The sequence below is a fragment of the Limosilactobacillus sp. C0001E2 genome (assembly GCF_056590915.1).
This window is the reverse complement of the sequence record NZ_JBWPXC010000001.1, coordinates 302939-328078: the sequence shown is the minus strand read 5'-3', so window position 1 is coordinate 328078 and position 25140 is coordinate 302939. Positions and strand designations below refer to the sequence as shown.

The 25140-nt window shown below is 42.3% G+C and carries 26 protein-coding genes; all 26 read left to right on the top strand.

The genetic code is table 11. The features are described 5' to 3' along the window. Positions 1 to 12: 12 nt before the first annotated feature. The 26 genes from AC1EKL_RS01590 to AC1EKL_RS01465 all read left to right on the top strand — a co-directional run bounded on the left by AC1EKL_RS01590 (position 13) and on the right by AC1EKL_RS01465 (position 25066). A complete protein-coding gene (locus AC1EKL_RS01590) occupies positions 13 to 744 on the top strand; it encodes a Stp1/IreP family PP2C-type Ser/Thr phosphatase (RefSeq protein WP_480189204.1) in 732 nt (243 codons plus the stop codon). 17 nt (positions 745 to 761) lie between these two features. Further along, complete coding sequence (gene pknB, locus AC1EKL_RS01585; protein WP_480189203.1) at positions 762 to 2681, top strand: Stk1 family PASTA domain-containing Ser/Thr kinase; 1920 nt, start codon at positions 762 to 764, stop codon at positions 2679 to 2681. Between the two features lie 12 nt (positions 2682 to 2693). Next, on the top strand, positions 2694 to 3563 hold the full coding sequence (gene rsgA / locus AC1EKL_RS01580) for a ribosome small subunit-dependent GTPase A (RefSeq protein WP_480189202.1): 870 nt from the start codon (positions 2694 to 2696) through the stop codon (positions 3561 to 3563). 16 nt (positions 3564 to 3579) lie between these two features. Beyond that, positions 3580 to 4233 (top strand): ribulose-phosphate 3-epimerase, encoded by a 654-nt coding sequence (rpe, locus tag AC1EKL_RS01575; protein ID WP_480189201.1) that lies wholly within the window; start codon positions 3580 to 3582, stop codon positions 4231 to 4233. A 46-nt stretch (positions 4234 to 4279) separates the two neighbouring features. Beyond that, on the top strand, positions 4280 to 4945 hold the full coding sequence (locus AC1EKL_RS01570) for a thiamine diphosphokinase (RefSeq protein WP_480189200.1): 666 nt from the start codon (positions 4280 to 4282) through the stop codon (positions 4943 to 4945). 121 nt (positions 4946 to 5066) lie between these two features. Next, positions 5067 to 5255: a 50S ribosomal protein L28 gene (gene rpmB / locus AC1EKL_RS01565; RefSeq protein ID WP_295728236.1), complete on the top strand. Its 189-nt coding sequence runs from the start codon at positions 5067 to 5069 to the stop codon at positions 5253 to 5255. Positions 5256 to 5394: 139 nt separating this feature from the next. Beyond that, complete coding sequence (locus AC1EKL_RS01560) at positions 5395 to 5757, top strand: Asp23/Gls24 family envelope stress response protein (RefSeq protein ID WP_006916184.1); 363 nt, start codon at positions 5395 to 5397, stop codon at positions 5755 to 5757. Positions 5758 to 5782: 25 nt separating this feature from the next. Continuing rightward, positions 5783 to 7468: a DAK2 domain-containing protein gene (locus tag AC1EKL_RS01555; protein ID WP_480189199.1), complete on the top strand. Its 1686-nt coding sequence runs from the start codon at positions 5783 to 5785 to the stop codon at positions 7466 to 7468. A 124-nt stretch (positions 7469 to 7592) separates the two neighbouring features. Beyond that, entirely contained in the window at positions 7593 to 9623 is a 2031-nt protein-coding gene (recG, locus tag AC1EKL_RS01550) for an ATP-dependent DNA helicase RecG (protein WP_480189198.1), read from the top strand. Between the two features lie 15 nt (positions 9624 to 9638). Continuing rightward, positions 9639 to 10670, top strand: a complete 1032-nt coding sequence (gene plsX / locus AC1EKL_RS01545; protein ID WP_480189197.1) for a phosphate acyltransferase PlsX — start codon at positions 9639 to 9641, stop codon at positions 10668 to 10670. Positions 10671 to 10709: 39 nt separating this feature from the next. Continuing rightward, on the top strand, positions 10710 to 10958 hold the full coding sequence (gene acpP, locus AC1EKL_RS01540; RefSeq protein WP_006916180.1) for an acyl carrier protein: 249 nt from the start codon (positions 10710 to 10712) through the stop codon (positions 10956 to 10958). 81 nt (positions 10959 to 11039) lie between these two features. Continuing rightward, positions 11040 to 11741: a ribonuclease III gene (gene rnc, locus AC1EKL_RS01535; protein WP_480189196.1), complete on the top strand. Its 702-nt coding sequence runs from the start codon at positions 11040 to 11042 to the stop codon at positions 11739 to 11741. A gap of 15 nt (positions 11742 to 11756) precedes the next feature. Next, entirely contained in the window at positions 11757 to 15326 is a 3570-nt protein-coding gene (gene smc, locus AC1EKL_RS01530) for a chromosome segregation protein SMC (protein WP_480189195.1), read from the top strand. A gap of 14 nt (positions 15327 to 15340) precedes the next feature. Further along, positions 15341 to 16675 (top strand): signal recognition particle-docking protein FtsY, encoded by a 1335-nt coding sequence (gene ftsY / locus AC1EKL_RS01525; protein ID WP_480189194.1) that lies wholly within the window; start codon positions 15341 to 15343, stop codon positions 16673 to 16675. A 27-nt stretch (positions 16676 to 16702) separates the two neighbouring features. Beyond that, a complete protein-coding gene (locus AC1EKL_RS01520; RefSeq protein ID WP_480189193.1) occupies positions 16703 to 17044 on the top strand; it encodes a putative DNA-binding protein in 342 nt (113 codons plus the stop codon). A 12-nt stretch (positions 17045 to 17056) separates the two neighbouring features. Continuing rightward, positions 17057 to 18499: a signal recognition particle protein gene (gene ffh / locus AC1EKL_RS01515; RefSeq protein WP_480189192.1), complete on the top strand. Its 1443-nt coding sequence runs from the start codon at positions 17057 to 17059 to the stop codon at positions 18497 to 18499. A 102-nt stretch (positions 18500 to 18601) separates the two neighbouring features. Beyond that, positions 18602 to 19183, top strand: coding sequence for a histidine phosphatase family protein (locus tag AC1EKL_RS01510; protein WP_480189191.1), 582 nt, complete (start codon positions 18602 to 18604; stop codon positions 19181 to 19183). A gap of 92 nt (positions 19184 to 19275) precedes the next feature. Continuing rightward, entirely contained in the window at positions 19276 to 19380 is a 105-nt protein-coding gene (locus tag AC1EKL_RS01505) for a YSIRK-type signal peptide-containing protein (RefSeq protein WP_480189190.1), read from the top strand. Between the two features lie 2 nt (positions 19381 to 19382). After that, entirely contained in the window at positions 19383 to 19943 is a 561-nt protein-coding gene (locus AC1EKL_RS01500; protein ID WP_480190177.1) for a hypothetical protein, read from the top strand. A 66-nt stretch (positions 19944 to 20009) separates the two neighbouring features. After that, a complete protein-coding gene (locus AC1EKL_RS01495) occupies positions 20010 to 21260 on the top strand; it encodes a mucin-binding protein (RefSeq protein ID WP_480190176.1) in 1251 nt (416 codons plus the stop codon). Continuing rightward, the gene (locus AC1EKL_RS01490) at positions 21164 to 21664 is read left to right on the top strand and encodes a mucin-binding protein (RefSeq protein ID WP_480189232.1); all 501 of its coding nucleotides are present in this window, start codon (positions 21164 to 21166) and stop codon (positions 21662 to 21664) included. The genes AC1EKL_RS01495 and AC1EKL_RS01490 overlap by 97 nt, the downstream gene beginning before the upstream one ends. 85 nt (positions 21665 to 21749) lie before the next feature. Next, positions 21750 to 22025 (top strand): 30S ribosomal protein S16, encoded by a 276-nt coding sequence (rpsP, locus tag AC1EKL_RS01485; protein ID WP_006916172.1) that lies wholly within the window; start codon positions 21750 to 21752, stop codon positions 22023 to 22025. Positions 22026 to 22045: 20 nt separating this feature from the next. Then, positions 22046 to 22306, top strand: a complete 261-nt coding sequence (locus tag AC1EKL_RS01480; protein ID WP_480189187.1) for a KH domain-containing protein — start codon at positions 22046 to 22048, stop codon at positions 22304 to 22306. Between the two features lie 60 nt (positions 22307 to 22366). Further along, complete coding sequence (gene rimM, locus AC1EKL_RS01475; protein ID WP_480189186.1) at positions 22367 to 22882, top strand: ribosome maturation factor RimM; 516 nt, start codon at positions 22367 to 22369, stop codon at positions 22880 to 22882. Next, the gene (trmD, locus tag AC1EKL_RS01470) at positions 22882 to 23640 is read left to right on the top strand and encodes a tRNA (guanosine(37)-N1)-methyltransferase TrmD (protein ID WP_480189185.1); all 759 of its coding nucleotides are present in this window, start codon (positions 22882 to 22884) and stop codon (positions 23638 to 23640) included. Before rimM ends, trmD begins: the two co-directional genes overlap by 1 nt. Continuing rightward, positions 23630 to 25066, top strand: coding sequence for an APC family permease (locus tag AC1EKL_RS01465; protein ID WP_480189908.1), 1437 nt, complete (start codon positions 23630 to 23632; stop codon positions 25064 to 25066). The genes trmD and AC1EKL_RS01465 overlap by 11 nt, the downstream gene beginning before the upstream one ends. The last annotated feature ends 74 nt before the right edge of the window (positions 25067 to 25140 follow it).

Here is a 25140-nt window from a genome sequence, read left to right as displayed (position 1 = left end):
ATTATTTAGATTATGAAAACTGCTTATCAAACTGACATTGGAAAACAGCGCTCACAGAATCAAGATCGTGTGCGAGTCTTTCACAATGGTAAGAATATGCTTGCCGTTGTTACAGACGGGATTGGTGGTAATCGGAGCGGTGATGTTGCCGCAACGATTGCTATTGATCAACTTGGCCGCCAATTCATGGCTGCCCAGCCGCAAAGTGTTTCAGAAGCCAAACGATGGTTTCAAGAACAAGTGCTGGCAGCAAATGCATTAATTTTAAAGAAATCACAAGAGAATCAATCGTATCAGGGAATGGGGACAACACTGGTTGCTGCGCTCTTTTTTAATGATCAACAAGTAGTGGTTGCTAACATTGGAGATAGTCGTGGATATATTTATCATGATGGTCTATTGACCCAGATCACGATTGATCACTCATTAGTAAATGAATTAGTAAAAAATGGTGACTTATCCGAGGATGCTGCGCGTGTTTCACCACAGAAAAATATTATTACCCGCGCAATTGGTATTTCCCAAGATGCCCAAATTGAAGTGAACAGTTTTCCGGTTAAACCCGGAGATCTGTTTTTGCTGTGTTCAGATGGTCTGTCGAAAATGGTTAACAACGAACAGATCAAGGCAGTGCTTAGTACTGATCAGTGGACACTGGGTGAAAAATGTCAACGCTTAGTTTCCTTAGCAAACCAAGCGGGTGGCCCGGATAATGTTACCGTGTTAATCAGCCAAAATAATTAAGCGAGGCATGAAGCTATATGAAACCCGGATATGTACTAGGCAATCGGTATAAAATTATCCGATCACTTGGTGAGGGCGGAATGGCCAATGTATATCTAGCACATGATTTAGTCTTAGATCGCGAAGTGTCCGTTAAGTTACTGCGTTTAGACCTGCGTGACGATCCGCAAACTAAGAAACGTTTTCAACGTGAAGCACTTGCCGCAACCCAACTGAATGATCCCAACATTGTTGGTGTTTATGATGTTGGCGAAAACCATGGCATGCAGTATATGGTTATGCAGTATGTGGAAGGCATGGATCTGAAAAAATACATTGCGCAAAATTATCCGATTCCGTTGCCCCAAGTGATCAATATCATGGAACAAGTATTGTCAGCTGTTGAATCAGCACATGAACATGGCATTATTCACCGTGATTTGAAACCGCAAAATATTTTAATTGATCAAAACAAAAACATTAAAATTACAGATTTTGGCATTGCTACAGCCAGTTTTGATAATTCATTGACCCAAACGAATACGTTAGTTGGTTCCGTTCATTATTTGTCACCAGAGCAAGCACGCGGTAGTGTAGCCACCAAACGTTCAGATATTTATTCGCTTGGCATAATTCTTTATGAGTTATTAACGGGGACAGTTCCTTTTGAAGGTGAGAATGCTGTCTCAATTGCATTAAAGCACTTTAAAGATCAAATTCCATCTGTTCGGGAGTTTAATCCCGCGATTCCTCAGGCAATGGAAAATGTAGTTTATAAAGCTACTGTTAAGGATCCACAAGAGCGTTATTCTAGTGCCAAGGAAATGGCTGCTGATTTACGGACTTCGCTCGATAAGCAGCGGAGTGGTGAACCACGATTTAGGGAAAATAGTCATTGTGATGATGAAACGAAGGTCTTGGACCTAAAATCAATTCAACATGCAAAAAAGCAAGCTGATCAAGATAATGGTCAAACAAAAGAAATCGGACAGACTAACCCTCAAAACAACCCTACGGCAAAGAAACCTATTAGTCATCGGCACTGGTGGGTTGGATTGGTAAGTGGCGCAGTAGTAATACTATTGTTTGCTGGTTGGTATTTTAATCGTTTGGTTACCGTTCCTAATATAGATGGGCAATCGGCATCCCAGGCTGAAAAAACGTTAGCTAAACGGCATTTGCGGATTGGCAACATTACTAGAACTACCAGTAAGGTTGTAGCAAAGGACCATGTGGTATCAATTGATAGTCCAGAACGGGTACGGTTTGGTCGTTCGGTGGATATTGTTTTGAGTAGCGGTGTAAACAGCTATAAGATGGCTGACTTTGTTGGTGATGATTATGATCACACGGCAGCTCAATTACGTGCGAAAGGATTCACCGTTAATAAAGAAATGGTGTATTCAAATGAAGTTGATGAGGGATCAATTATCAAACAAAACGTTAGTGCCGGAAGTGTCATTAAGCCACAGAATAAGGCTATTACTCTGACGGTGAGTCGTGGACAGCATAAGGTTAAAATTCCTAATTTTAAGAACAAAGATCTAAATGAAGTTCAAGATTTTGCTAACAAACATCACCTTCAAGTAACGGTGATTAAGAAGAATTCGAATAAAATTGCGGTTAATCACGTTATTAGTCAAACGCCAAAAGCAGGAACTAAACTAGCCGAGAATGATACTCTAGCCGTCCAGGTGGCTGACACAGGAGCCAATTTAAAGACAACTAATATTCAGATTAATATTCCGTTTGATGGAAATGGTGGCAAAAAGGAAAACCGGGTTCAGGTTTATATTTCGGATGCGTACCATAATCTCACAATGGAATATCAAGATATTACGATCAATCAAGAAACCACAATCAACGTTCCGTTTACACTACGGAATCACCAAATGGGTGCCTACAAGGTTATCCGAAATGGTCGAACAATTATGAGTGCAACCAACATCACAGGTTAATGGAGGTGCTTTTTGAAGGAAGGAATTATTCAACAATCATTGAGCGGGTTCTACGATATAATTGCTGACAGTGAGATTTATCGCACGCGGGGCCGCGGGAATTTTCGCAAACGGGGGATTAAACCACTGGTGGGTGATCATGTTCAGTTTGCCGATGGTTATCTCTTAGCAATTGAGCCGCGCACCAATCAGTTGGTACGTCCAATGGTTGCCAATGTTGATACGGCTATTGTGGTTACTGCAGCTAGTAATCCGCAGTTTTCAAGCAACTTATTAGATCGCCAGTTAATTGCTCTAGAAGCGCAGTCTATCACACCAATTATTTTCTTTTCAAAAGTGGACCTGTTGTCTGCAGAGGAAGACCAGAAACTGCAAACTTTTGTAGATGGTTATCGCCAGATTGGCTATTCGGTTTACTATTCTAAAGAACCATATTGTCAGACAAATTTAGATCAATTGCAGCAACAGATTAACGGGCAAATTGTTACGATGATGGGACAAACAGGTGCCGGTAAATCAACTTTATTAAACCATTTAGCACCTAACCTTGACCTGCCAACCGGTGAAGTTTCAAAAGCTTTGAAGCGAGGACGGCACACAACACGCAAAGTGGCTTTACTGAAGGTCGGTAATGCTTTAGTTGCTGATACTCCTGGTTTTTCGTCCTATGAGGATTTCCAAATGACCAAGGAAGAATTGCCCCAATTATTTCCGGAAATGAAACGGCTAGCTCCAGAATGCAAATTCCGTGGGTGTTTACACTTACAAGAGCCAGGCTGTGCTGTGAAAAATGCAGTGGAAGATGGTAAAATATTAGAGTCAAGGTATAATAATTATGTTCAATTTCAAGAACTAATTAAAAACCAAAAGCCAAAATACTGAAGTGAGGTAGTAGATTATGATTAAAGTTGCACCATCAATTTTGAGTGCTGATTATGTTAATTTGCAAAAGGACATTGAAAAGGTTGACCAAGGCGGTGCCGAATATCTTCACATTGATATTATGGATGGTAGCTTTGTGCCAAGCATTTCTTTTGGCCCTGGCTTCGTTAAGGCAATTCGTCCAATTACGAAAATGGTGTTAGATGTTCATTTGATGGTTCAAAATCCTGAACGTATTATTCCAGACTTTATTGATGCTGGAGCTGATATCATTGGGGTCCAAGTTGAAGCAACGCAACACATTCACCGCGCATTACAAATCATTAAGAACGGTGGTGTCAAGGCTGAAGTAGTTATTAATCCTGGAACACCAGTTGAAATGATCAAGCCAGTTCTTCATATGGTTGATCAAGTGTTAGTAATGACAGTTAACCCTGGTTTTGGTGGTCAGAAGTTCTTGCCAGAAACGGTTGACAAAATTGCCGAATTGAATCAGCTAAAGAAGGACCATGGCTACGATTTTTATATCGAAATTGATGGTGGAGTCAATGATCAAACAGTTGTTGACTGCTACAAGGCAGGTGCAACCGTTGCCGTTGCTGGTTCATATGTTTACGGTGCTGATGATCCAGTTGCTCGGATTAATGCCATTAAGAATGCAACAAAGTAACAATGAACGGTGCCATTTATCGTAATGGCACTTTTTTTAGAGAAAGATGACAGTAGTTAATTTAATGGTGGGTGGACCGGCGAAGGAAATTCCTCTAGATATTGTGTTTAAGCATCAACATGAGCTGTGGATTGGGATTGACTATGGGGCCACCTATTTATTGCAACATGGAATAACTCCAGCAGTCGTGGCGGGGGATTTTGATTCTACTGCCCCCCAGGAAATGGAACGCTTAAAGAAATTGGTTAAAGATGTTCGGATTTTGCCGACAGCAAAGGATGTTACGGATACTCAATATGGTACTAGATTAGCAATTCAGGAGTTTCATCCAACGCAGATTAATATTTACGGTGGTACTGGTGGTCGCCTTGATCAGTTATTAGCGAATCTCTTTATGCCTATGCAAGATGAATTTCGTGATTATTTAGACCGAATTAGGTTGATTGATCGGGAAAATACGGTAGATTTTTATTGGCCAGGTTCGTACTCAGTTGTCAAGGAGACGCGGATGCGGTACCTCGCTTTTGTCAATTTAACACCTGTTCGCGGATTGAATTTGCCGGATGAAAAATATCCATTAGTTGATTTCAATTCAGACATTCCGTTTTCATGGTCAAGCAATGAATTTGTTGGGAAGGTGAATCATTTTTCGTTCCATCAAGGAGTGGTTGCAGTGATTCAGAGCTATGATCAAATCCATGGTAATGATTAGTGTCAAGTAAAAATACTTGAAAGAAACTGTTGCAAAGTGCGTCCGCCTATGGTAAATTATTTAGGTGAGTTACAGCGCAGTAATGCGCACGAAAAAACTGATGAGGAGAGGAGGTTCCAACATGGCTAAGGATTTTATTACTGGTAAAAGTACTAAGTTTGGTAACAAGCGTTCCCACGCCCTTAACTCAACTCGTCGCAGCTGGAAGCCTAATTTGCAAAAAGCTACTATTTTAGTTAATGGTAAGCCAAAGAAGGTTTACGTTTCAGCACGTACTTTGAAGTCGGGTAAGGTTACTCGTGTTAACTAAATAAAAAGTATGGCTGCCCACGGGCAGCCTTTTTTATTTCTATTTCTGCAAAAAGCGACATTATATGAATTTGTCTCATTTGCTAAGTGTGGTAAAATAAACAGGATAATTCATTAATCACGACAAGGAGGCCATAAAGATGGCAGTGAAGATTAAAACACAATCAGGTACGATTGATATTTCTAATGATGTGATTTCGACCGTAGTTGGTGGTGCAGCAACTGATAATTACGGTGTAGTCGGCATGGCTAGTCGCAACCCATTAAAAGATGGCTTTAATAAGATTTTGCAACGTGATAATTACAGTCAAGGTGTAGTTATCCGGCAACAGGATAACGGCATTGCTGTTGAAGTAAATATTATTGTTGAATATGGAATCAAGATTTCCGAAGTTTCAAAAAGTGTTCAACAAAAGGTTAAGTACAATTTAGAGACATTATTAGGAATTACCGCAAATGCCGTGAATGTTAACGTTCAAGGTGTACGGGTTTCTGAAGACTAAATTTGGTAGGCGGAGGAATAATATTTTGGCAATCACAAAGATTACAAACCTCGAATTCGGTAAAATGGTTCAGGCCGCTGCGGCCAAACTCAATCAGAATGCAGAATTTATTAACTCGTTAAATGTATTTCCCGTTCCTGATGGTGACACAGGTACGAACATGAGTATGTCCATGGCAAGTGGTGCAAAATATGAACGGGAAGATACGAGTGAAAATGTTGGCGACTTGGCCAATTCCTTAGCTAAGGGTCTCTTAATGGGGGCTCGGGGAAACTCTGGGGTAATTCTTTCACAAATTTTTCGTGGCTTTGCCGGTGGCTGTAAGGGCAAGAAAGATCTGAGCGCTCAAGAATTCGTTGACGCCTATGCAAATGGTGCCCAAACTGCCTATAAGGCCGTGATGAAGCCTACAGAAGGAACGATCTTAACGGTAGTTCGAGAATCTGCACAAGCAGGAATTGACACTGTCAAAACCACCAACGATATTGAAAAGATTTTAGAGGAAATTTGTTCGGCGGCTGATCGAGCACTCCAAAAGACACCAGATTTATTACCGGTTTTGAAAGAAGTTGGGGTGGTAGACTCTGGTGGTCAAGGTTTAGACTACGTTTTGCATGCATTCTTAGAAGCATTAACTGGCAAGGTAACTGTTGAAACTAAACCAGATAATGCGCAGATGAATGAGATGATTAATGCTAAGCATCATCAAAGTGCTCAAGGGAAGTTAGATCCAGCCGATATCAAATATGGTTATTGTACCCAAATCATGGTTCGAATTGGACGGGGTAAGCAGGTAACTCAAAAGTTTGACTATGACACATTCTATAATTACCTGGCCAAGCTTGGTGATAGCCTATTAGTTATCAATGATGATGAAATTGTGAAGGTCCATGTTCACACTGAGCACCCAGGAAAGGTTTTATCTTGGGGTCAACAATTTGGTGATTTGCAAACCGTTAAAGTTGATAACATGCGGTGGCAACAAGAACAAATTATGGATGAAGACGAACCATCAGTAGCTGAAAATACTGATGCTGATGTTGAAAAAGAGACACCAGAAACAGCGGTAATTGCAGTTGCTGCCGGTCAAGGAATTAGCGAATTATTGAAGAGCTTGGGCGTAACTCACATTATTAGTGGTGGACAAACAATGAATCCAAGTATTCAAGATATTGCTGATGCAATTAATAACAGTGGTGCTAAACAGGCTTTGGTACTCCCGGATAATGGTAATATCTTCATGGCGGCAGATCAGGCAAAAGATATTGCGGAGATTCCAACGGATGTTGTTCATACGAAAACTATTCCACAAGCAATGACTGCTTTACTGGAATTCAATCCTGACAGCACCTTGGAAGAAAACCATACAGCAATGGAAGACGCACTTGATACTGTGAAGAGTGGTGCAGTTACTACTGCTGTCCGTGATACGACTGTAAACGGGATTACAATTAAAAAAGATGATTATATTGGGATTGTCGATGGTGATATTGTGACAACCGATAGCAGCTTGGCAACTACTGCTGAAGCAATGGTTAAGAAGATGCTAGACGAAGATAGCAGTGTGGTTACCATTTACTATGGTGAAGATGGTAACCAAGATCAAGCTGCTCAATTGCAGAGTGCAATTGAAGAGATGGATGATGAATTGGATGTTCAGGTATATGAAGGTGACCAACCAGTTTATCCATATTTAATTTCTGTCGAATAACTAGGAAAAGGTTAACTTGCTATTCAGCGAACTGCTAAGTGATTCCAGGTTGATTGAGTGGGAAATTGAACTAACTGACTAGTTCTTTCCCACTTTTTTTATAACAGAAGGAGGGAGATACATCATGAAAAGTTTACAAGATCCAGTTAGTACGATCCGTGGTGTTGGTCTCAAAACTGCTGAAGCTTTAACTACGTTAGGAATTCAAACGGTTGAAGATTTATTGACGTACTTTCCGAGTCGTTATGATGATTTTGCGCCTACTAATCTCGAAACCGCAAAGGACAAGCAGAAGGTGACGATTCACGGTACGATTGTCTCTGAACCCGTGATGTCACGTTTTGGCTACCGCCGTACGCGACTTGGCTTTCGGGTAATGGTTGGGCATGTCGTCGTCCAAGTGGTGTATTTTAATCAGCCATACTTAAAGAAGCAGGCTGTAATGGATCAGGATGTTACGATCATGGGAACTTGGAATGCTTCACGACAGGAAATTCAGGGGACCAAGTTATTAACCAATCAACAGGATCAAGAGATGGGCGCAATCTATCCGGCAAATAAGCATGTTCATCAAGCAACCTTGCGTAAGCTGATCAAGATCGCATATCATAATTATGCCAATGTGATTGCGACGTTACTACCGATTAGCCTACGGCAACGTTATCAATTGCTGGATCGGCGGACCATGATTCATGATATGCACTTTCCCAAAGATGGTCCAGCGGCACGGGCAGCACGCCGGACTGCTGCTTATGAAGAGTTTTTCCTGTTTCAATTACGACTGCAATCAATACGGCGAGCCAATCGGCAAAAGGATGGCAACCAAATTCTTTACAATAATCAAGAATTACGCGATTTTATTAAAACAATTCCCTTTGAATTGACGGCTGCTCAAAAACGGGTGGTTAATGAGATTTGTCGCGATCTCCGACAACCTTACCAAATGAATCGTCTCTTGCAGGGGGATGTTGGCTCGGGGAAAACGATTGTGGCGGCAATTGCCATTAATGCAGTTGTGATTGCTGGCTACCAAGCAGCTTTAATGGCGCCAACCGAAATTTTGGCAGCCCAACATGCCCAAAAATTAGCTAAGATTTTTGCAGGAACGCACGTGAATATTGGATTATTAACTGGATCGATGAATACTCGTCAGAAACGGCAAATGTTAAAAAGTATCAAAGATGGTAGTATCAATCTCATTATCGGGACTCACGCATTGATTCAAGAGCAGGTTGATTACGCCAATTTGGGCTTAGCCATCATTGATGAGCAGCACCGTTTTGGAGTTAACCAGCGTCAGCAATTACGGATGAAGGGGGTTCATCCTGACGTCTTAGCAATGACGGCAACACCGATTCCACGGACTCTGGCAATTACCAGTTATGGGGAAATGGATGTTTCTATCATCGATGAATTACCAGCGGGTCGTCAACCGATTAAGACCACCTGGCTGAAAGAAAATCAAGCGGACCAAGCTTTACAGTTTTTAAAAGGTCAGTTAGCTCAGGGAGCGCAGGTATATGTGGTTTCTCCGTTAATCGAACAATCTGAAACTCTCGATGTTCAAAATGCGACTGATCTGTATCAAGAGTTTGTTGAATATTTTGCACCGCAGTACCAAGTTGGTCTCCTTCATGGACGAATGGACAACGAACAAAAAGAACAGGTCATGCAAGATTTTCAAGACAATAAGATTCAGGTAATGGTCGCCACAACGGTAATTGAGGTTGGGGTGGATAATCCCAACGCTACAGTAATGTTAATTTATGATGCTGACCGTTTTGGCCTCGCGCAATTACACCAGCTCCGGGGGCGGGTTGGTCGTGGTCAGCAGCAAAGTTACTGTCTGCTGATTGCCGACCCAAAAACTGAAGACGGTGTTAAAAGAATGCAGACGATGGTTGAAACCAATGACGGTTTTGTCGTTGCCCAACGTGACCTGGAGTTACGTGGTTCAGGTGATGTTTTGGGGAATAAGCAGTCTGGGGTGCCAGACTTTAAAGTTGGTGATCCGGTGGCTGATTTAAAAATGTTACAAATTGCGCGCTCAGATGCAGCAAACTTAATTAACACTCCTGACTGGGATCTTCGTGATGAAAATCAACCATTAGTATATTACCTAACTCGGCATGAACTAACGACACACTTTGACTAAGAAAGGAAAATGAATATGAAAATAGCTGTTGATGCAATGGGTGGCGATCATGCGCCCCAAGTGATTATTGGAGGAATTGAAAACGCGCGGGATCAGTTTAATGACCTGGAATTTCTTTTATATGGGGATGAACAGAAGGTTAAACCATTAATTAAGAATCCTGAACGGTTAACTTTAATTAATACGACCGAAGAGATTGCCATGGGTGAAGAACCCGTTCGGGCAATTCGGCGCAAAAAAGATTCTTCAATTGTCCGGGCGGCCAATGCCGTCAAACATGGTGAGGCAGATGCATTCTTTTCAGCTGGTAATACTGGAGCAATCCTTGCTGCTGGAATTTTCATTATTGGTCGGATAAAGGGGATCGATCGACCTGGATTAACAAGTATTTTGCCTGTGGCACAACCGGGACAGCAAGGACGAGGTTTTGTATACCTTGATTCAGGTGCCAATGCCGAATCGAAAGAAAAAAACCTAGTTGAATTTGCCCATTTAGGCCGGTTCTATGCTCAAAATGTTCTCAATATTCAAGATCCACGGGTGGCACTTTTGAATAATGGCGCTGAAGCGGACAAAGGTGATCAATTGCATAAGGCCGTTCATCAAGATCTTGCTGACCAAAAAGCTTTAAACTTCGTCGGTAATATTGAAGCTGGTGACCTTCTCCATGGTGCAGCAGATGTAGTTGTTTCTGATGGTTGGACGGCGAACGCGGCTTTGAAGGCGACTGAGGGAAGCGTTCGAATGATGATGACCCTGATTAAGGACGGTATTATGAATGGCGGGCTTCGTGCCAAACTAGGCTACCTTTTGTTAAGACCAGTTTTTCATCGAATTGGCCATTTAATGAATCCGTCACAATATGGCGGAGCAGTCTTATTAGGCCTCAAAGCACCGGTTGTGAAGGCTCATGGTTCCGCTGACGTGACCGCCATTACCAAAGCCATTCAGCAAATTCGGACAATGATCAACACCAAAGTGATTGATCAAACCGTTGAATTCTTTAGTAATGAAGAAAACGTAGACAACGGGACAAAAAACGAATAAAATAGGTAGGTAGTTATTAAATATAAGAGGTATTTAGCAATGGAAAAAAATGAAATCTTTGATAAAGTATCAGCCATTGTTGCTGATCACTTTGACATTGATCGTGCCAAGATTACCGATGATTTAAATTTGAAGACAGATCTCGATGCTGACTCAATTGACTTTGTAGAATTTGTTTTGGAAGTTGAAGATACCTTTGGGGCAGAAATCGATGACGCGGAAGCAGAAAAGTTAAGCACCATTGGTGAAGTAGTCGACTATATTGCTGCCCATCAAAACGACAAATAAATGAAGATTACGGTAATATTATGATGTGGGCCGCGATGAAGGATTTTCATCGGCGGCTTTTTTTTGAGAAAGGGAAACGGTATGATTACTGAATTACAACAATATCTGGCAGATGAATTTGACATTCATTTTCAGAATCCAGACTTATTAGCTGAGGCGTTTACCCAAGCCTCATATGTCAACGAACATCCTGAACAGCACTTGAAGTATTATGAACGGATTGAATTTTTAGGTGATGCCGTTTTACAATTGTTCGTTTCAGAATATATTTATCGGCGCTATCCAGAATTACCTCAAGGGAAATTAACTCGGTTACGGGCGGCAATGGTGTGTGAAGATAGTTTTTCTAAATTTGCCAAGGAATGTCATTTTGACCAATACATCCGCTTAGGTAAGGGTGAAGAAATGGCCGGAGCACGAAATCGTCCGGGCCTATTGTGTGATATTTTTGAATCCTTTATTGGGGCATTGTACTTAGATCAGGGTCGTGATGCTGTTGAACGCTTTATTCACCGGGTAATTTTTCCTAAATTGGATATGGGATGGTTTGATCATGCGGTTGATACCAAAACCAGTTTACAAGAATTTCTCCAACGGGATGGCGATGTTGATATTGAATATCACCTTCTGGACGAAACTGGGTCAGAAAATGCCCCTGAATTTAAGGTAAACGTCAGTGCTGATGGTCAAGTATTAGCTCAAGGGACAGGATCGTCAAAGAAGCATGCTGAAATGGATGCAGCTGCGCAGGCGCTGAAAAAGTTACGAACAACAACGAAATAAGATGGTGAACGTTTAATGCAACTTGTGTCAATGGAAATTGATGGGTTTAAGTCATTTGCCCATAAGACCACGATTAAGTTCCAGCCTGGGATGACTGGTATTATCGGCCCCAATGGTAGTGGGAAGAGTAATGTCATTGAAGCTCTCCGCTGGGTCATGGGGGAACAATCTGCAAAGACACTTCGTGGTGGCAAAATGGTTGATGTGATCTTCAATGGTTCTAAGGATCATCATCCGCTCAATCGGGCGGTTGTTAAAATGACCCTTGATAATAGTGACCATTATTTGCAAAGCCAATATTCTGAAATTACTGTTACTAGAAAGCTTTATCGTAATGGCGATAGTGAATACTTAATTAATGATCATCGCGTCCGCTTAAAAGATATTGTAGATTTATTTATTGATTCAGGAATTGGTCGTGAGTCATTTTCAATTATCTCGCAAGGCCGGGTCGCCGAAATCTTTAATGGACAACCGGGCGATCGTCGCCACATTATTGAAACGGTCGCAGGGGTTGCTAAGTATAAGCAAAATAAAACGACCGCTGAAAAGAAACTCAAGGAAACCGACGAGCGTCTCGACCGAGTTAATGATATTGTCGTTGAATTAGAACGTCGACTAGAACCGCTAAAAGAAGAAAGTTCACTGGCGCAAGATTATTTAGAACAAAAACAAAAGCTTGATCAATTTGATCGTACGCAAACGGTTCGTCAGGTATTAAGAGATCAGGATGAACTGGCCGGTATTCGAAAGAAACTGGATCAGTCTAATCAAATGAGCATCCAGTATGATCAGCAAGCTAAAAAGGCAAAAGATACTTTACAAAAGCTTCAGGACAATCGGCGCCAGGTTCTTCAACAAAAAGATCAATCCCAAAATGAGGTTACTGCTAAGGTTGAAGAAATTGCTAAATTACAAAATCAGCAGTCGCTATCTTCTATTCGCCAGGAACAACGGCTTAAAGATCAGCAGCGGTTATCATCGCAAAAACAGGATCTCGAGGAACGCCAGGAGCAACTTACTCAGCAGTTAGACCAAAATGAGCATCAAGCTGCGGAGCTAAAGAGCAAGTTATTAACAGAGCGAAAAAAATTAAAAGATTTGCAATCATTGAGTGCGGCGGAACGGGTTCAAAGACTAAATCAGGAATTGGAACAGCTCCAAGAGCGCCAAGTTGATTTAATGCAGCAGTTGACGACGCTGCATAATGAGCGGGTGTACTTAAAGCAAAACCATGAACGTAACTTAAACGTTGTAAAGCAAGATCAGCAAAACCTGGTTGAAGGCCGTCATCAATTGAATACGGCTCGCCAACAGTTAGCTGCCCAACAAAAAGAATTAACAGCAGCACAAACTAAGTTGACGAGGGCTGAGCGTGAATTGAAGGCAGCAAATCAGCATCGTCAACAGTTGCAGGGTCAATATGAACAGGTCCAAAAGCAATGGTATCAATCTTTAGGAACGGTTCGTTCGGCTGAACAGCAAGTCAAAAATTATCAGGCGATGTTAACGGACTACACTGGTTATTATGCTGGGGTTCAAACGATCTTGAAAGAACGTCAGCAGTTTCAAGGCCTGGCTGGTTCAGTCAGTGAGTTGATCCAGGTGCCAGCTCAGTACACCACAGCAATTGAAACTGTACTGGGAAGTCAACTGCAGCAATTAGTAGTTGATAATCAAAGTACTGGTAAACAAATTATTAATTACTTGATTCGTCATCGTGGTGGTCGGGTAACCATTTTGCCATTAGATACGATTCGTCCAGGATGGACACCTAAAACACTGACTGATGTTCAAAAGTTGCCTGGCTTTATTGGTCAAGCTACCCAGTTAATCCAGTATTCTGATCAATTTAAGACCGTGATTAACCATCTGCTGTCGACAACGGTTGTAGTGGATAATCTTGATCACGCTACAGCCATCAGTCGTGCAGGACACCACCAGTTACGGGTTATCACGTTAGATGGTCAATTAATTAATGCCAGTGGTGCCATGACGGGTGGCGCAAATCGCCATCAACGGGCTGGTTTATTGAGCCAAAAGCAACAGTTAACCAAATTAAAGGTAGCTTTGCAGCAAGAACAACAAAATGCATCTGCTTTAAAAGAACGGGTTCAAAAACTGGCGACCGCGCGACAGGCTAACCAACAAACGATTGAACAGTCCGAAGCACAATTTAATGAGCAGCGTCAGGCAACTGACCGCTTGCAAACTACGGTTGAGGTTGCTGAAAATCATTTAAACGAATTACAACGGCGGGTCCAAGCTCTTGAGTTTCAGGCTAACCAGCGTAATGATCAACAGGCATCATTTACTAATCAGCAACAAGCGAATGAAGAAAAGACGGCGGACTTAAACCAGCAATTAACTGATGCCAAGAATCAGGTTCAACAGACTAAAAAACAAATTGCTGAATTAGAATCCAATGCGTCTAGTCAAGACGAAGTTATGCATCAATTGGAGCAAGAACAGGCAGTCGCCAAGGAACGTCAGCGGCAACTTGCCGATCAGCATGATGAACTGATTCGTCAACGAACTGATGTACAACAACAATTGGCAGCCATTGAACAACAATTACATGAATTGGCACAGGGAGCTGCCGATGATCAAACGAGCACGCAGGATCAAGAAACAGCTTTACAACAGGCCCAAGTTGTTTTGAAGAAGGCACGTCAAGCCGTTAGTGAGTGTAATGATCGGCAAACGGACTTAGAAGAAAAAATTGATCAAGCAACCGCAGAAAATGAGCGATTACAAGAATTAACCCGGGCAGTATTAAATGATGTATCTGGCTTAAATGATCAGAAAGGTCATTTGGAAGCTGCCGTTGATCAGGGCTTGAACAAGCTTAGCGAACAATATAGCATGACACTCCAAGAAGCTCAGCAAAATCAATCAACAATTTCTGATGAGAAATTAGCCCGCCAAATTAAACTATTAAAACGAGGCTTAGCTGAAATTGGTAACGTTAATCTCGGTTCAATTGATGAATACAAACAAGTTTCAGAACGTTACCAATTCTTAACTGGGCAAAAGGATGATTTACTGGCGGCTAAGAAACAACTAGAAACTACCATGGATAAGATGGATGACCAGGTCAAGCAACGCTTTATTAAAACCTTTAATGAAGTTTCCCAATCATTTACGGAAACATTCAGCCAAATTTTTAATGGTGGTCAGGCTAAGTTAATTTTGACAGACCCTGACGATTTGCTGGAAACAGGAGTGGACATAATGGCGCAACCGCCTGGCAAGAAAAATCAGCAATTAAGTCTGCTATCTGGTGGTGAAAAAGCCCTCACGGCGATTGCATTATTATTTGCAATTTTGAAAGTGCGACCAGTACCATTTGCTATTCTTGATGAGCCAGAAGCGGCATTAGACGATGTCAATGTTGATCGGTTTGCCAACTATTTGGATCGATTTGGCAATTCTGGTCCGCAGTTTATTGTGATTACACACCGGAAAGGAACAATGCGGAATGCAGATGTTCTTTACGGAGTTACCATGCAGGAATCAGGAATTTCCGAAGTAGTTTCAGTTGATGTTGCCAAAACGCTAGGTGAAGAGACAGCCAATCAATAACGAGGTGAAATTAGATGGGATTATTTGATATTTTTCGTCGGAAACGACACCAAGACGAACAAGAAGAAGTAAAGCCAACTCCAACCAAAGATCCAGAGGCCGAAGGATCTACCAAGGGTGACCAAGCTCAGGACACGACACCAACGGAAAATGTGCAGGAGAATTCGACAGAGTCGGTTGAAGTCTCCCAAACGGAGCGACAGGACTCAGCGTCTGCAGCGGCAACCCATATAGACCGTCCCGCTGATGAAGATGATACGGTTACAGAAAATAAAGAAAGTTCAACTACGACTGAATCATTGGTTGATGAAACTCTATCATCTCAAGAAAATGAGAAGCCGACGGTTGAATCAGATGAAGAAGAAGCAACCCCAAATGAACCAGGAAATAGCGCTTCTACTGATAAGACCAGCGAAGAGAAGTATGATGCTGGATTAGAAAAATCACGAAACGGTTTTGGGGCCCGACTAAATAAGTTTCTCGCTAACTTCCGCCATGTTGATGAGGACTTCTTTGAAGACTTAGAAGATTTAATGATTGAATCTGACGTTGGTTATGATATGGCAATGAAATTAAGTGATTCATTGCGGGAAGAAGTTAAGTTACAAAACGCTAAGTCGAAACAGGACGTTTCTAATGTCATTATTCAAAAGATGGTTGAATTATATGATGCCGCTGGTCAAGATGAACAAACGGGAATTAATTTTGCTCAATCCGGGCCAACCGTGATCATGTTTGTTGGAGTCAACGGTGCTGGTAAAACGACCACCATTGGTAAAATGGCCGCGCGTTTTAAAAACGAAGGTAAAAAAGTGCTTCTTGCTGCCGCTGACACATTCCGGGCAGGAGCAACTGAGCAGTTGGACGTCTGGGCTAAACGCGACGGAGTTGATATCGTAACCGGACCAGAAAATGGTGATCCAGCCGCGGTGGTCTTCGATGGTGTAAAAAAAGCCAAGGCGGAAGACTATGATGTTCTCTTTGTAGATACCGCTGGTCGACTACAAAACAAGGTCAACTTGATGAATGAGTTAGCCAAAATGAAACGGATTTTAACCCGTGAAATTCCTGATGCGCCTCACGAAGTATTACTTGTATTAGATGCCACCACTGGTCAAAATGCATTAAATCAAGCTAAACTCTTTAAAGAAAGTACGGATGTTACCGGGATTGTTTTAACTAAACTAGACGGTACCGCCCGTGGAGGAATCGTCTTAGCGATTCGCAATGAACTTCATTTGCCAGTGAAATTCGTTGGTTTAGGTGAAAAGGTCACCGATCTCCAAAAATTCGATGCAAGTGAATTTGTCTATGGATTATTTAAGGGCTTAGTTACCACTACTGATTAGTGTTGATCCATATAATGAGGTGAAAAAGTGGAACTAGAAAAAAATGAGCGAATTAATGACCTATTTGAATTTTATTCTCCACTGTTAACCCAAAAACAGTATGATTATATGCAGCTGTACTATGCGGATGATTACTCTTTGGGAGAGATTGCGGAGGATTTTTCCGTGTCAAGGCAGGCAGTCTATGATAATATTAAACGCACCGAGAAAGCACTGGAAGGGTATGAACAGAAGCTACATCTTTATGCCGAATTTAGTCGCCGTAATCAGCAAGCGGAACGAATTCAACGGTATGTTCATGATCACTATCCAGATGATCAACAACTAAATCACTTGGTGACACACTTGGAAAATCTAGAAGAAGAATAAAGAGGGATACCAATGGCATTTGAAGGATTGACGGAACGGCTGCAAAAAGCCATGGAGAAATTGCGGCGGAAGCCAAAAGTTACAGAAGCAGATTTACGAGAGACGATGCGGGAGATTCGGCTCGCTCTATTGGAAGCCGATGTTAACTTTACGGTAGTTAAGGATTTCGTAAAAAAGGTTCGGACAAAGGCGACTGGTGCAGAAGTCTTAAAGGGATTAAATCCGGCGCAACAAATCGTCAAGATCGTTAATGATGAATTAACCGAATTAATGGGGAGTGAGGCCGTCGCTCTAAATAAGGCGCCACACATTCCAACCGTAATTATGATGGTTGGGCTCCAAGGGGCAGGTAAAACGACCACCGCTGGTAAGTTAGCATACCGTCTGAAAAATGAGGATCATGCTCGGCCACTCTTCATTGCGGCGGACGTTTACCGGCCGGCGGCCATTACACAATTACAACAGGTCGCGGACTCCATTGACGTGCCCGTATTTGAAAAAGGAACGGACGTTGATCCAGTTGAAATTGTTCGTGAAGGTTTAGCTGTGGCCAAGGCCAACCATAATGACTACGTGATTATTGATACTGCCGGTCGTCTACAAATTGATGAGCAGTTAATGGATGAATTAGCTAATATTAAAGAATTAGCCCAACCAAATGAAATTTTACTGGTGGTCGACGCAATGACCGGGCAAAACGCCGTTGCGACTGCTCAAGGCTTTGATGACAAGCTAGATGTTACCGGGGTAGTTCTGACTAAGTTAGATGGTGACACCCGTGGTGGGGCTGCAATGTCTATCCGTGCAGTCACTGGTAAACCAATCAAGTTTGTCGGTGAAGGTGAAAAGATGGAGAACTTAGATGTTTTCCACCCTGATCGGATGGCTTCACGGATTTTGGGTATGGGGGACATGATGACCCTAATTGAAAAGGCCCAAAAGAATTTTGATGAAGAGCAGGCCCAAGAAACGATGGAAAAGATGCGGGCCAATGAATTTGATTACAATGACTTTCTCGCCCAATTAGATCAAATTAGTAACATGGGCCCACTGGAAAATATTTTGAAAATGATGCCGGGAATGGCTAATAATCCAGCATTAAAGAACCTCAACATTGATCCAAAACAGTTTCTTCATATTAAGGCGATTATCCAATCGATGACCCCAGAAGAACGGGAAAATCCGGATTTGATGAATCCAAGTCGCCGTCGTCGGTTAGCAGCGGGTGCTGGTCGACCAATCGTTGAAGTTAACCGGATGATTAAACAGTTTGGCCAAATGCGGAAGATGATGAAGCAAGTAACCAATGGTAACTTTTCTGGAATGCAAAACATGATGGGTGGTCAAATGCCTGGTGGTAAAATGGGGCAGATGGCGATGAACCGGATGGCACGTAAAATGAAGAAAGATAAATTAAAACGAATGAAGAAGCTGCGTAAATTACGCAAGAAGTAAGCTGTCACTGATGAAAAAAACTCTAGAGGGTTGAAAGCAACTTTCTAGAGTTTTTTGTTTGTATTGAGTTAAAATATGATCAATAACTTGGGAGGAATAGCAATGGAATTATATTTAGTTCGGCACGGGCAGAGCAAGGCTAACGCTGCTCACATTTTACAAGGAGCGAAAGTTGATACTTCACTAACTAGTAAGGGTCGTCAACAAGCAGAATTAACTAAAGATCGGTTAGTTAACCACCATTTTGACCGTGTATATGTGAGTCCATTGCGCCGGGCTAGTGAGACAGCGCAGATTATTGTTGGTCAATCAACGACATTGACTTATGATCCACGTTTAGTTGAGTTTGATTATGGATCCTGGGACGGACAGAAAATTGAGGATCTTCTGGATCAGTATCCAGAGTATTTTCATGATCTGGTTCATTTTGGTCAGTCGTGGAAAATCTCTGGTGGAGAACATTATCAACAAGCCCAAGCCCGTTTGCAAAGCTTTATGGCTGATTTAAATGATGACGCTGACGAAAAAGTGTTGGTGGTTTCACATGGCATGACGATTAAATTATGGGTGGCTCTTTTATTAGGACTTAAGCACCCCGAAAATCTTGCGGAACCGGTCAATGCTAGTGTTACGAAAATCAGTTTGACCTATGGTCAGCCAATTTTAAAAATTTACGGCGGTTAAATGTTGATAATTAAATTAATAGTGATATTCTAGTTAAGGTTACGATTATTTATCATTTAATATCATAATTAAAAATTTGGGGAGCGATGATGATGATGACAGGAAAGAATAATCACCATTTTTCAGATCAACGGATTCAACATTATGGTTTACGGAAGTTAAGTATTGGGGTTGCTTCTGTTCTCCTATCAACTTAGGAGTGACACAGGAGAATGGCTTTGCAGATACACTCGATAATCGTGCTGTAACTGAAGTACCTAACTCTGAGCCGACCGGTGGTCAGTCAGATGATCAAGAATCAACGGTGCCCACCGCTGAGCATAATGTCAAGGATCAACTGACTAATGAGAACGTTTCAAACGTTCAGGTCGAAAAGGTTCAGGGACAGACTGATCAAAATGGTATCTCAACGGCGGGATCCACAAAGTTAAGTTTTGAATTTAACCTTTCAAATGAGCAAGTTAAACAACTAAAGGCGGGCGACTATTTTGATCTCACGGTTACTAAACCAGCTGATTCTGATAAGGTTGAGTACTTCTTTGCGGATGATGATCAAGTTCAGCAGGATCTGAAACGGACGATTGTGGGGACAAGTGAAACCCAGTCAGCGGATCCATTGGTGGACAATGAAAAAATTGCGGTAGGTAGTGAGACGGTAATTACTAAACCTCAAGTAACCGTTACGAGTACACAGAATGGTAACACCAAGACGTATCATGTCCATATTGATGGCGATTATTTAGGTTTTCGCCATGATTAAAATGGTACCCGTTCATATGCTTCGACCGTTACTCTACTGAGTTGGAAACCGAAAGATGCTTTTGATTTGTTGCCACCAGCGGATGCGGAAATTTCAAATTATGATTCTGATGATTCGAATGCAATTGCCAAAAAGTACCCCAACTATCATCACGTTGCAGGAGTGCTAGTGGACGACGGTTTAATCAAAGAACTTGAAAATCATCCTTGGCAAGTCCAAGTTACGGATCAACAGGGCAAGAAGATTAAGCTAACGAATGTTGGTGAAGATGGTCAAGCAGGCTACTTCTTTATGAAAAATCCGCAAACAATTCTGCATGCTCCTAATAATTACGGGATTGCAGTCGGGCAACGGCCAACCTTTAATCAAGGAGTTGCCAAGCAAATTATCCATTATTGGTATGATCAAGTTGGCGGGAAGTCAGCAGCTAATGATAGCGTCCGGACCGTTACCTTTGTTAGTTCAGATAAGGGCGCCACTTGGTTTAATGGGACTTCGCCAGAAAATAACCATTTCCAAGAAGGGCAGTTTTATGATGTCGACGTTCCAGTCATTGATGGGTACACTGCCTACCAAGCTGGCGATTTAAAGACGCCAATTACCAAGACGGGCTTCCAAGGTTACTTTACCTATGGAGACTCAACGAGTGCGTCTGATTATACTCGTCAAGTAACTTATGATCCGTCTGAAAAGGCATTAGTAGTCAATGTCGTTTATCAGGGGCAGCCTCAGCATCTTTATTATCAAGTTGTGTTAGAAGACGCCAATGGTAACTATCATTCAACGCTTGTCCCAAGGACATTACTAGAAACCGGTAAATCAGATGCTGATATTAGTAATGCTACGCAACAAAAGTGGGATCACCTTTTACAGAAGTACCAACAGTATTCTGACTCTGGATCTCATGCTCGCTATGCAATTGTTGATCATAATTCTTCAGATACCAAACTAAAGAAGACAGACCAATTGCCAGCGTCTTTTGATCATGATTCCAGTGTCGATCAGATTGTCACAATCTATTTAGCACCGGCACCAAAAATGAGTTCAGTAACAGTCCATTATATTGATGTTGATCACGCATTGCGTAATAACCCTGGTAAAACGAACTTTGTGCCGACGGACGGTAAAGAAGTGCACTCTGAAGGACCATTAACTGGTGAATCAGGTACTAATTACAAGGTCAAAAGGCCGCACCAGATCAAGTTCGTCAAGTATCTTTCATTCTGCAAGGGAGTCGGGACGAAGTTACTAAAGAAGAAAGTTGGGATGATTGGCAACCATCACGGAAGACGATTGCGGCCATTAATTCGCCATTAATTGATGGGTACGTAGCAGATCAAAAGGTGATCCCAGCGGTTAATGTTGTCCATGATACGCTTAATTTCGAACGGACGGTCAAATACACACAACAAGTAGTTCCAGCGCCGCAGCCGGACATTCCTAATCCAGGGCATGATGAACCAAAGACGGATCCAAAGGCTGATGATCCGCAATCCGTAACACCAATGCCAACATCTCAGGCACCACAAGAAGTAGTTCAATCCGAACAAAAAACGACTACTGATAATCAGAAAGCCTCTCGTGAGGACCAAACCACGCAAGCGAAGAAACTCCCTCAAACTGGTCAAGATGGGTTTGGCTTAATGAGCTTAGGATTAATCACCATGATGTCAACTTTAGGATTATTAGTCCGTGATCAGAATCGGCGTAAAAATAATTAAGCCTGTCAAGAAAAAATACTTTACATTCTTCTAAAAAATTGGTATATTATTACCTGTTAGAAAAAAGCCGAGGGAGGTGTCATTAATGTCCGTAAAGATTCGTTTAAAGCGCATGGGTTCTAAGAGACGTCCATTCTACCGGATCGTTGTAGCTGATTCACGTGCACCACGTGATGGTCGTTTCATCACTAGTCTTGGTACTTACAACCCACTTACCACTCCAAAGGAAGTTAAGTTTGATGAAGACGCTGTCATGGAATGGTTGCAAAAGGGTGCACAACCTTCTGATACTGTTCGTAACATGCTTCAAAAGGCTGGGGTTATGAAGAAGTACCACGAAGCTAAGTACGCTAAAAAGTAGTGGTTTTGAGGTCATAATGCATGAAAGAAATTGATTTTTCAAAGTTGATTGTGACGTTAGTTCAGCCATTAGTTCAAGAGCCCAGTGCTGTTAATGTGACTGAGCGCGATACTGAACGGTATCGGGAATACGTATTAGACGTTTCCGCTACTGACGTCGGTCGAGTGATTGGTCGGCAAGGACATGTTGCGAGTGCGTTACGGACCGTGGTCGAAGGGGCACGGAACAAACATATCAACGCAAAGAAAATTCGGTTAGTCATTAATGATCATCGCCATTAAAAAGGACTGGGAGTAAATTCCCGGTCTTTTTTCGTAATTTACTAAAAGGAGATTGGAGTAATGCCAAAACCAAACTATTATCATGTCGGAAAAGTTGTAAATACCCATGGCATCCGCGGTGAAGTCCGGGTGGTGCCAATTACCGATTTTGCGGATGAACGATTTAAGGCTGGTAGCCAATTGGTAATTGAAAAAAATCATGAATATCTTCCAGTAACCATTGAAAAGGCTCGTCCACATAAGGGGATGGAACTTGTCAAGTTTCAGGGGTTAGACAATATTAACGAAGTTGAAAAATTTCGGGATTGTTTTCTCGCGGTTTCTGGTGACCAACAAGACGAATTAGCAGATGGTGAATATTACTACCACCAGATTATCGGCTTGGATGTAGTGACGGTCGATGGTCGTCATTTAGGCAAGATTAAGGAAATTATGTCGCCAGGTGCAAATGATGTCTGGGTCGTGCAAAGAAAGCAGCAAAGCGACCTACTTTTACCGGTAATTAACGATGTCATTAAGGATGTGGACTTAGCTCGGCAAGTGGTAACCGTAGAATTACTGGAGGGGTTAGAGTAATGCGAATTGATATTTTGAGCCTGTTTCCCGATATGTTTCAGGCAACCCTGGGCGAATCCATTGTCGGTCGGGCGCAAGATGATGGCTTTTTAGATATTAATGTGACGGATTTTCGTCAGTACACCACTGATAAACACCGTCACGTTGATGATGCACCGTTTGGTGGCGGTGCAGGAATGCTTTTGCAGGCCCAGCCGATTTTTGATGCAATGGCGGCGATCGATCAAGAAGTTGCCGGTAAATATCCAAAGGGACGAGTTATTTTGATGGATCCTGCCGGTCGTCGGTTTGACCAAAAGTATGCCCAAGAATTAGCCCAAGAAGAGCACTTAACGTTTATCTGTGGACATTATGAAGGCTATGACGAACGGATTCGTAATTTAGTAACTGATGAAGCATCCTTAGGTGATTACGTCTTAACGGGTGGTGAATTAGCCGCGATGGTGATGATTGATGCGACTGTGCGCTTTGTTCCTGGTGTTTTAGGGAATCAAGCTTCACCAATGGGGGATTCATTTTCTAATGGTTTGCTAGAGTATCCCCAATACACCCGTCCGGCAGATTTTCGGGGCATGAAGGTTCCAGAAGTGCTGACTAGTGGTAATCACCAAAAAATTAAGGAATGGCGGATGCGTGAATCACTGCGCCGGACATTGGAGCGCCGTCCTGATTTACTCGAGACCGCCAATTTAACACGGGAACAGGAAATTATGCTGCAAGATTTAAAGTTAGATCAGGAGAGTGACGATGAAGAATAAGTTTATTCAGCGTCTTTTGCAAAAAGAGGATCCGTCAGTTTATCAATTGAAGGATGGCAATCTTGATCCAACTTTGACAACTTTGGACTTAATTGGCTTGGGTACTGGGATGGTGGTCGGAACTGCCATATTCACGTTACCGGGGATAGTGGCAGCTGACCATACTGGTCCAGCAGTGCCACTGGCGTTTATTGTGGCGGCGATTGGCGCTGGTCTGTCGGCATTAGCTTATGCTGAAACAGCATCAGTATTACCTTTTGCTGGCTCGGCATTTTCGTGGATGAATGTGTTGTTCGGCGAATTTTTTGGCTGGATTGCCGGCTGGGCACTGCTTGCTGAGTATTTTATTTCAGTGGCGTTTGTGGCTTCAGGGTGGTCTGCTTATATGCAAGGCTTTTTAGCCAGTTTTGGTATTCAACTGCCGAAAGCACTGACAGGTGGTTTTAGCCCACAACAGGGTTCCTACGTTGATATTTTGGCAGCCGTAGCGATTTTAATTGTCGGCGTGCTGTTATCACGTGGAGTTCACCAGGTTAGTCGGATTGAAAATACGATTGTAGCCATTAAGCTGGTTGTGATTATCATGTTTGTTGTCGTTGGTGCGACAGCAATCCATCCGCAGAATTACGTACCGTTTATTCCACCGCACCAACCAGGAACATCCTTTGGTGGCTGGACTGGGATTATGGCTGGAGCTTCGCAGATCTTCATTGCTTACGTGGGATTTGATGCAATTGCTGCTAATACAGCAGAAACAAAGAATCCACAAAAAACGATGCCCCGTGGGTTAATCGGTACGCTGGTACTCGGTACCGGATTCTTTATCGCAGTTTCCCTAGTGTTGGTCGGAATGTTTAAATACACCAACTATAAAGGAAATGCAGAACCAGCAGCTTGGGCATTGCGACATGCAGGACATTATATTACTGCCAATTTATTATCGATCGTTGCCATTATCGGAATTTTTTCAGCGTTGATTGCCATTTTGCTTGCCTCATCACGTTTAATTTATGCCTTTGGTCGGGATGGCCTCTTACCCAAAACACTAGGTCATGTTAATGATAAAAAGGTTCCCAATCATGCCTTGTGGACCATTACCGTTCTCGCAATGATTTTAGGATCCGTTTTTCCATTTACGTTCTTAGCAACCTTGGTTTCTGCAGGAACCCTAGTGGCCTTTATCTTTGTGTCATTGGGTATTTACACATTGCGGAAACGCGAGGGGCATGATCTTCCAGAAGCTTCATTTAAGATGCCAGGCTATCCATATTTGCCGGCAATTTCCGCGTTATTCTCAGCGGTCATCTTTTGGAATTTAAATGTTGATGCTAAGTTATTGATGGTGGGCTGGTTTGCTCTTGGCTTAATTGTATATTTTGGTTATGGAATTCGGCATTCAGTGCTAAATTCCCGTCAACACCCATAAAGTCAAATTGGGTGTTGAGTGTGGTCGCAAATTATGTTATATTTATTCATGGCTGTTTAGCCATATAAACGGTA